The sequence below is a fragment of the Nostoc sp. CCY0012 genome (assembly GCF_963920855.1).
GTDB lineage: Bacteria > Cyanobacteriota > Cyanobacteriia > Cyanobacteriales > Nostocaceae > Cyanocohniella.
This window is the reverse complement of the sequence record NZ_CAWUDM010000167.1, coordinates 1-9,020: the sequence shown is the minus strand read 5'-3', so window position 1 is coordinate 9,020 and position 9,020 is coordinate 1. Positions and strand designations below refer to the sequence as shown.

Genomic DNA, 9,020 nt, shown 5'->3' with positions numbered 1-9,020 from the left:
GGAAGAGGCAGGGGGGCAGGGGGCAGGGAGCAGGGGGGAAGGATTTTCGGTGAGTACCAATATCTTTGTTTTTATCTTCCTCATCTTCCTCATCTCCTCATCTCCTCATCTCCCCATCTCCCCATTTCCCCTTCTGTCTACTCGCTAATCTCCAATTTTTCCAACAATGACTTTGTGGAAACAATGTGGCGCTCTAAACCGAGTTCTTTCGGGCTAATTCCTAATGCTAAGGCAATTAACTGTGGTAAATGCAGTACTGGTAAACCTAGTTTCTGCCCGATGACCTTTTCTACTTCTGGCTGACGAGAATCTAAATTCAGATGGCAAAGAGGACAAGGCGTGACTAGACAATCAGCACCATTTTCTAAGGCTTCTTGAATGTGCATCCCAGCCATTTTGAAAGATTGGGTAGTAGCATAGCTAGCAAGGGGCCAGCCACAACATTGGGTGCGTCCACGATAATAAATTGGTGTTGCGCCTATTGCTCGAAAGACATTTTCCATTGCTTCCGGTTGGAAAGGGTCATCATAGGGCATTAACTTTTGGCCACGCAGGAGATAGCAACCATAAAAAGCAGCACATTTTAATCCCGTTAACTTACGAGTTACACGTTGGGTAATTTCCTCTAAACCGTAATCTGTGACTAGGGCATAAAGGAGATGTTTAACTTCGGTACTACCGCGATAAGGTGAACAACCTTCTTTGTGCAGCAAACTATTTACTTGCTCAACATAAGCAGGGTTATCGGTCTGGCATGTTTTCAGGTTTTCGTTGACATGACCTATTACACCCTGACAAGTGCTGCAATGGGTAAGTAGGGGTAGATTTAATTCTTCTGCTAAAGCAATATTTCTGGCGTTAACCGTATCTTCTAGTAATTGAGAATCTTCTTTAAATGTGCCTGAACCGCAACAAGCAGCTTTTTTCAATTCAACCAGTTCAATACCCAATGCTTGAGTCAAAGCTTGAGTTGATAAATACAGCTCCCGGCAAGCTCCTTGGGCGACACAACCAGGGTAATAAGCGTACTTTAACTTCTGAGATAGCATAAAAGTATATTTGGATAAGAGCAATTGCCCCTGACAACTACTGTTGTATCATTCTTGGACAGGGATATTAGCCAAGGCGTAGAAACAACAGAATTGATATAGCAATGATTTCAAGAGTAATACAATAGTGTTGGGCGAATGAATGGGTTGTTAGTTGCCAAACATTGGCACCACAAAAAACTCAAACTAGCACAAGTACCGCTAGACTGGCGGGAATGGAAACTGCCTGGGCAATCAGAGCGTCGGGGATATGAAGTAACTTAATTGTTACTCCAAATCTAGATGGTGGGTGTAAAACCAGAAATGGAAATAACCAGGAAAGCCTGATCGTGTTATCGTAGCGGCGCGATAGCGCGGGAAGGCAGCCCTGACTGTACGCCATCGTGTCAGTGGGGAAAGAGGTCACTAATCACCTGGTAAATAAAAGCGTTTACATCAAGCGATCGCATCGCTGGTTCTAATTGCCAACTGTTTTTCTGTGGATTACCTTGTGCTTCCAGGTACAACAATTTAGTCGTACCCTAGGGGGCTAGAGTTTTCTCAAGGAAAAGCCTCCGGTAGTATACGGGCGATCGCGCTTTCCGATAAGATGTATATGCTCAAAACCATGTCGCCCATCAAGAGCGGATAATAGCAACTGGTCAAGGACTTTTACCTATGAATCAAGAAATTTTTGAAAAGGTCAAAAAAATTGTTGCCGATCAACTAAGTGTTGATGATGACAAAGTTGACAAAACTATTACACCCCAAGCTAATTTTGCTAACGATTTAGGAGCCGATTCCCTAGATACGGTTGAATTGGTAATGGCATTGGAAGAAGAATTTGATATTGAAATTCCCGATGAAGCCGCCGAGAAAATTACGACGGTTCAAGAAGCGGTGGATTACATCAACGACAAAGTTGCTGCATCTGCCTAAACAGCAATTGGGGAACTCGGGGCCCCTTGTGGGGACAAGGGGCAATGGGTATTAGGTACTGGTAATAATTGGCTAAAGAGAAAAATCTTCTGAAGAAACCATTATTTTGTCTTTCTACTTCCCAATCCCTGTTTCCCAGTCCCCAGTCCCCAGTCCCTATATTTTGCAGCTTTCTCGCCACCTTTAACTAAGTCATGACAGATTATAAACGTAAACGCGTTGTTGTAACTGGTGTTGGCGCGATTACACCTATTGGTAAAACACCAGATGAATATTGGGAAGGATTGTTAAGCGGACGCAATGGCATTGACCACATCACATTTTTTGATGCGTCACGCCATGATTGCCGCATTGCAGGGGAAGTAAAAAACTTCGATCCACATGATTACATGGATCGCAAAGAAGCCAAGCGCATGGATCGGTTTTCCCAATTTGGGGTATCAGCTGCCAAACAAGCCCTGGCCGACGCCAAGTTAGTCATTAATGAACTAAATGCCGAACAGGTGGGAGTGATGATTGGCTCCGGTGTTGGTGGACTAAAGGTGATGGAAGACCAGCAAACAATCTACCTCAATCGTGGGCCCGATCGCTGTAGTCCCTTCATGATTCCCATGATGATTGCCAATATGGCTGCGGGATTAACAGCAATTCATACTGGTGCTAAAGGGCCTAACTCTTGCGCTGTCACCGCCTGCGCCGCAGGTTCTAACGCCATTGGGGATGCATTTCGCCTGATTCAAAATGGTTATGCTCAAGCGATGATTTGCGGGGGATGTGAAGCCGCAATTACACCCTTGGGTTTAGCTGGTTTTGCCGCAGCACGAGCGCTTTCGACTCGCAATGATGACCCCGCTCACGCGTGCCGTCCATTCGACCGCGATCGCGATGGGTTTGTCATGGGTGAAGGTGGCGGAGTTCTCATCCTCGAAGAATTAGAACACGCCTTGAGTCGTGGCGCTCGGATTTATGGGGAAATGGTCGGCTATGGCATGACTTGTGATGCCTACCATATTACTTCCCCAGTACCAGGTGGCACCGGAGCCGCTAGAGCCATCCAACTGGCCCTGAAAGATGGCGGACTCACCCCAGAAATGGTGAGTTACATCAATGCTCACGGCACCAGCACCCCGGCCAATGATTCCACCGAAACCGCTGCCATGAAAACGGCTTTAGGCGATCACATTTATAAAATCGCCGTCAGTTCCACCAAATCGATGACAGGACATCTTTTGGGTGGTTCAGGAGGCATCGAAGCAGTGGCCACAGTATTGGCGATCGCTAATGATAAAATTCCGCCAACCATCAATTTAGAAAATCCCGATCCAGAGTGTGACCTAGATTACGTAGCCAACTCTAGCCGCGAGCAAAAAGTTGAAGTCGCACTATCCAACTCTTTCGGGTTCGGTGGTCACAATGTCACGCTAGCCTTTAAGAAGTACGTCTAAAATTCTCAAATTTGCCGTATTCAGTTCTCCTGAGATCATCGTGTGAAAAGTATCATAAATATCATTCATGGCTGAATTGAGCGTTCAGCATAACCCGATTATTAGCTTGATTTATCACCAAAAACTCAGGAGATCCCGCTTGTCCATCCACAATGGGGAATGGGATGATGAAGATACTGCGGAAACCTTTAAATCAGTGGTCAGCTATCAGTGATCAGTTACCAGGCTTAATGAATAAAAATGATAACTGATAACCGTTAACTGTTAACTGTTTAAAATAACCCCAGTGAGAAGAGAAGCTCCAAGAGTGCTAACCCGTCGTTAAGAACAAGAGATTATGGCTGTTGCAACCCAATCCCTCGAAGAACTTTGTATTAATTCGATTCGCTTTTTGGCTATTGATGCCGTAGAAAAAGCAAAATCGGGACACCCAGGGCTGCCGATGGGCGCGGCTCCTATGGCTTTCGTCCTATGGGATCGCTTTATGCGATTTAATCCCAAAAATCCCAGTTGGTTCAACCGCGATCGCTTTGTCTTGTCTGCTGGTCATGGCTCGATGTTGCAGTACGCTTTACTGTACCTGACAGGCTACGATAGCGTCACCATTGAAGATATTCAGCAATTCCGTCAGTGGGAATCTAGAACCCCCGGACACCCCGAAAACTTCATGACCGCAGGCGTGGAAGTTACGACTGGCCCCTTGGGTCAAGGAATTGCCAATGGAGTCGGTTTAGCGATGGCAGAAGCCCATCTAGCTGCTAAATTCAATAAACCTGATGCCAAAATTGTTGACCATTACACCTACGTAATTCTAGGTGATGGTTGCAACATGGAAGGCATTTCCGGTGAAGCTGCTTCTTTCGCGGGTCACTTGGGATTAGGCAAACTGATTGCTTTGTATGACGACAACCACATCTCTATCGATGGTTCTACAGATGTAGCCTTCACCGAAGATGTGTCCAAGCGTTTTGAAGCTTATGGCTGGCATGTTTTACATGTCAAAGATGGCAATACCGATTTAGATGGCATTGCCAAGGCAATTGAAGCAGCTAAAGCTGTAACCGACAAGCCGACCATGATTAAGGTTACAACTACCATCGGTTATGGTTCCCCCAACAAAGCCAACACTGCTGGTGTTCATGGTGCTGCCTTGGGTGGAGACGAAATAGCATTAACCCGGAAAAATTTGGGTTGGGAACACGAGCCTTTCGTAGTTCCTCAAGATGCTCTCAATCATGCACGCAAAGCAGTAGAACGTGGCGCAGGTTACGAAGCTGATTGGAACAAGACATTTGCCGACTACAAAGCCAAATATCCCCAAGAAGCGGCTGAATTTGAACGTTACATCAGCAGCAAACTACCAGACGGTTGGGATAAAGTACTACCTACCTACACCGCCGAAGACAAAGGATTGCCTACCCGCAAACATTCGGAAAACTGTCTCAATAAATTGGCAGCAGGTTTACCTGAGTTAATTGGTGGTTCAGCTGACTTGACCCACTCCAACTTAACTGAAATCAAGGGTAAGGGTGATTTCCAAAAAGGAGAATACCAAAACCCCAACATCCACTTCGGTGTCCGGGAACACGGTATGGGCGCAATCTGTAATGGTATAGCGCTGCATGGTTCGGGATTAATTCCCTACGGTGCTACCTTCTTGATCTTCACAGATTATATGCGGGCAGCTATCCGCTTATCGGCTTTGTCCCAAGCTGGAGTCATTTGGGTAATGACTCACGACTCCATTGGACAAGGTGAAGATGGCCCCACACACCAACCCATAGAAACTTTAGCTTCCTTGCGTGCTATTCCTAACTTGACTGTAATTCGCCCCGCAGACGGTAACGAATGCTCTGGTGCTTACAAAGTCGCAATTGAACACGCCAAGCAAAATGCTCCTACTCTGTTGGCGTTTACCCGTCAGGCTGTTCCCAACTTAGCAGGTACATCGGTTGAGAACGTGGCGAAGGGTGGATACACAGTGGTAGATTGCCAAGGTACACCGGAGCTAATTCTGATTGGTACTGGTTCCGAATTGAGCCTCTGCGTCACCGCAGCCGAAAAACTGACAACAGAAGGTAAGAAAGTCCGTGTTGTCTCAATGCCTTCAACTGACTTGTTTGACGCACAGGATGCAGCTTATAAAGAGTCGGTTCTGCCGAAAGCTGTTACCAAGCGTTTGTCTGTAGAAGCTGCTTCTAGCTTCGGCTGGCATAAGTACGTGGGCATGGAAGGCGATACTGTTAGTATTGATCGCTTTGGTGCTTCGGCTCCTGGCGGTGTTTGTCTAGAGAAATTTGGCTTTAGCGTTGATAATGTATTAGCTAAAGCTAAACAATTATTGGGTTAATTAGCAACGGAATATTCTCTTTAGGGTAGGCTGAAAGGTCTACCCTTTTTTTTTAAGGCAACGGTTCGCAGAGTTTTCTTTCACAGATATGCATTTAAACCTTGTCTACTTTGAAAACTGTAGTTTGTAGTCAAGATTATGAGATTGCTTCCTGGCGTCGCCATGACAAAAACTCCACTTTTCATTATGGATGAGATTTAGATCCAAAAATTAAATTACTCAATTCCTGCAATACGACTATCAAATTTATTCTCCTCTGCTTACCCGGCTCACCAAAGCGATTGTTGATTATTTTTTATTTGTGAGTCAGGGGTGGATAAATATAGCCTAGAATTTACCAATCATGGTAAAGTTTTTCTGCATAAAACATAATCTCCTCATTTGGCAATCTAATTTTTGATTTTTGTCGAGGATACAAACTTTCAACAGCAATTGTATCTTGTTTCACAACTGTGCCTGCTGCTTGTAAAACCGAGTTATGAAATAAAAACTTCATTACAGGATTAATTACCTGGGCATACATTAAAATAAACGTCTTCGTGATATTTTCTGTTTCTGGGTAGAGAATGTGTATTTGGGCAATCTTCCCAAGAGGTGTTGTAGCTAAGAAAGCTGTAGTTGAAGGAAAGGCATATTCCAATGTGTTAGTGAGTTGTTTAGGAAATATGCCCAAAATAGGATTTTTAATAATTTCTCCTAAGGTATTTTCAGACCTTGTAAGTTCTTGCTTTACTGTAGCGTAGTATCCGTTTTCTTCAAATGCACTAACATTACAAGATTTAATTTTAAAAATTTCTTTGTGCGTACCATTTTGGTGATTATAGTCATAATTAATCATTAAGCTAGTCAAAAAATCTGCTTGAATATCTGTTTCGCCAGTTACTCCTATAAATTCGTATTCATCGATAATTTTTTGATGCACATTGGGAATAGGTAATCTTGGCTCAAATTTGCCATAAGTCCAGATACAATCATTGCTAATAATTAGTTCTAAGGACTTGGTAATTGGCTGGGTATCTTTTTTTTCTTCTTGGTATATTCTGCCTTGTACATCAAACTCCAGAGCATGAAAAGGGCAAGTAATTGTATCTCTATCTTGACAAATCCATCCATCAGATAAGGGTGCTTGCATATGTGGACAGATGTTATCCAGGGCAAATACTTCACCTTTTTGGTTTTGCCAGAGTACATAATCTTGATTATTCAAAGTAATTTTTTTGGGTTGATTAACTCCCAACATTGATCTATGAGCAATCAACCAAGGTGCGCCAGGCAAAATTGGTTCCATTTCGTACTCCTAACTTGTGTAAGAAAATATTTATTTTTAAAGATCTATTTCGCCTCCAGATTTCCAGTCTAGGGACAACCAAAAGCAGTCTGATTATGTTTTTCACCAATTGTTTTTACTTCGGCTCAGTTTGACAAAAAAATATTAACTAATAATTTAGTTAATAAACAATCTAATAAATCTCATAACTTATGTCAACTACCAACCAATTTTTTAGTTAAGATATGTGTCGTTAGTATGATGGAGAACCGTGGGTCGTTCAACGCAATCAAAACTTTCCTCTAAAAAACCGCGTCAAGTAAGGGATGCAGAGGCGACGCAAAAGCAGATTCTAGATGCGGCGGAAGCAGAATTTGCCAGAAATGGACTTAGTGGGGCGAGGACAGATGCGATCGCTAAAGGTGCAGGTGTCACCACAGCGATGATTTACTACTACTTCCAGAGCAAAGAAGGACTATATAAAGCTGTTCTGCAACGTCCAGTAGTGGAAATGTCCGAATGGGTTAACAAGCTAAATCTGGAGCAGTTTCCCGCAGATGAAGCCTTGAGAATACTGATTAAGGAAGTCATCGCCTATGAAACGGCTCACCCGCAACGGGGAATGCTGTGGTTTCAAGAAGCAAACCAAAATCAAGGCAAGTATTTTAAGCTAGGGAATTGGCAAGAAAATTTCGGGTATGTCGTCAAAATTTTAGAACGGGGAATGGCTGAGGGCTGTTTCCGCCAACTTGATCCGTTTCTTGTAACTCTGCAAATTGCGGGGATTTGTAATTTCTATTTCAATGCCCATGAAAATCTTAAGCATGTGAGGCCAGATTTGCAACTACTAAGCCCAGAAATGATTGAGCAGTACACTCAAGAAGCAGTTAATTTAATTTTGGCTGGCGTAGAAAAAAGTGGAGAATGAGGGAGGAAAATTGTGGTACTAGTCCCAGTTCTTCCCACCTACTCCCCACCACAGTGAGAATTAGAGTTAAGATGCGCGGATTGGGATTAAACAGTAGTAGTAACTCGGCGCTTCACCATCTTGCCGATAATTCCTGTAGCTAGCAGTCCTAAGATTGCGCCTGGTTCCGGCACAGGAATCGGTTTTTCGGGTTCATGTAAAACTGCATTGGCCAGGAAAACACCCTGCGTGCCATCGGTGAAGTTAGCCTTAAAGGCCAAAGAGTTGCCATCTACGCCACTTTTTGCAAAGTCCAAGAAACTTACTTCTTTACCTAGCAATGTATCACCCGTAGTAATCACCTTGGCAAGCTCACCCCCTAGTGTAGTGTAAATACCTGCTTGTCCATTATCAGCAAAACCATTGAAAGTTAAAACTCCATTATTCAAAGATAGATTAGAGAAAAAACTGAATGTGTCTTCACTATCGGGAATAAGTGTATTGGTATCTACAATGGTTTGTAACATATCTCCCATTGCGCTATAGATACCTCGTTGGGAATTGCTGTCAAAACCAACAAACGCCACTTGTCCATTGTCTGCGGATAGATCAAAGAAGCTATTAAAATTGTTATTGCTACCTGGAATCAGTGTGCTTGTGTCAACAATGGTTCGGAGTGTCCCTCCCACTGTGCCGTAAATGCCGTTTCGGAAATCTTCAGGGCTTCTGGTGGAGGCTCTAAAGAATACTTCTCCATTGTCTAAGGATAGATTACGAAAATCTGAAAAAGTAAGACCCTCTGGAGATAAGGTATTTTGGTCGGCAATGGTTTGGAGAGTACCTCCTGAGGAGAGGTAGACACCTTGTGGTTCATCGCGGAACTCGGCGAATGTCCATCCAACAAAAGCTACAACCTCTTTGTCTTGAGAAAAATTGAGGAAACGACTAAATTCGGCATCTTCGTCATTTGGCACTAGAGTATTACGGCCAATAATAGTTTGCAGAGAATCTCCTACTGTACGGTAAAGCCCTAGTAGTCTGTCAAAAATTAATTGACGGATAAAGGCGCTTCAGTTTAATCCGG

The 9,020-nt window shown here is 43.6% G+C and carries 9 protein-coding genes; 6 read left to right on the top strand and 3 right to left on the bottom strand.

The genetic code is table 11. The features are described 5' to 3' along the window. Nucleotides 1-137: 137 nt before the first annotated feature. A complete protein-coding gene (locus ACM0OS_RS27265; protein ID WP_414546309.1) occupies nucleotides 138-1,049 on the bottom strand; it encodes a CoB--CoM heterodisulfide reductase iron-sulfur subunit B family protein in 912 nt (303 codons plus the stop codon). Between the two features lie 138 nt (nucleotides 1,050-1,187). Between ACM0OS_RS27265 and ACM0OS_RS27260 the strand changes: the two genes are divergently transcribed. From ACM0OS_RS27260 to tkt, 5 genes are all read left to right on the top strand, one after another. Then, nucleotides 1,188-1,313: a hypothetical protein gene (locus ACM0OS_RS27260; protein WP_414546308.1), complete on the top strand. Its 126-nt coding sequence runs from the start codon at nucleotides 1,188-1,190 to the stop codon at nucleotides 1,311-1,313. Between the two features lie 393 nt (nucleotides 1,314-1,706). Then, nucleotides 1,707-1,967 carry an acyl carrier protein gene (gene acpP, locus ACM0OS_RS27255; RefSeq protein WP_414546307.1) on the top strand — a complete coding sequence of 87 codons (261 nt, stop codon included), beginning with the start codon at nucleotides 1,707-1,709 and terminating at the stop codon, nucleotides 1,965-1,967. A gap of 194 nt (nucleotides 1,968-2,161) precedes the next feature. Further along, on the top strand, nucleotides 2,162-3,412 hold the full coding sequence (gene fabF, locus ACM0OS_RS27250) for a beta-ketoacyl-ACP synthase II (protein WP_414546306.1): 1,251 nt from the start codon (nucleotides 2,162-2,164) through the stop codon (nucleotides 3,410-3,412). Nucleotides 3,413-3,479: 67 nt separating this feature from the next. Then, nucleotides 3,480-3,626 (top strand): hypothetical protein, encoded by a 147-nt coding sequence (locus ACM0OS_RS27245; RefSeq protein ID WP_414546305.1) that lies wholly within the window; start codon nucleotides 3,480-3,482, stop codon nucleotides 3,624-3,626. Between the two features lie 123 nt (nucleotides 3,627-3,749). Further along, nucleotides 3,750-5,762 carry a transketolase gene (gene tkt / locus ACM0OS_RS27240; protein ID WP_414546304.1) on the top strand — a complete coding sequence of 671 codons (2,013 nt, stop codon included), beginning with the start codon at nucleotides 3,750-3,752 and terminating at the stop codon, nucleotides 5,760-5,762. A gap of 334 nt (nucleotides 5,763-6,096) precedes the next feature. Here tkt and ACM0OS_RS27235 read toward each other — a convergent pair whose 3' ends face one another. Beyond that, nucleotides 6,097-7,050: a Rieske 2Fe-2S domain-containing protein gene (locus ACM0OS_RS27235; protein WP_414546303.1), complete on the bottom strand. Its 954-nt coding sequence runs from the start codon at nucleotides 7,048-7,050 to the stop codon at nucleotides 6,097-6,099. A 250-nt stretch (nucleotides 7,051-7,300) separates the two neighbouring features. Between ACM0OS_RS27235 and ACM0OS_RS27230 the strand changes: the two genes are divergently transcribed. Next, on the top strand, nucleotides 7,301-7,957 hold the full coding sequence (locus ACM0OS_RS27230; protein WP_414546302.1) for a TetR family transcriptional regulator: 657 nt from the start codon (nucleotides 7,301-7,303) through the stop codon (nucleotides 7,955-7,957). Between the two features lie 86 nt (nucleotides 7,958-8,043). On the opposite strand, the gene ACM0OS_RS27225 is transcribed toward ACM0OS_RS27230, so the two are convergent. Further along, nucleotides 8,044-8,910 (bottom strand): PEP-CTERM sorting domain-containing protein, encoded by an 867-nt coding sequence (locus ACM0OS_RS27225; protein WP_414546301.1) that lies wholly within the window; start codon nucleotides 8,908-8,910, stop codon nucleotides 8,044-8,046. Nucleotides 8,911-9,020 lie beyond the last annotated feature (110 nt).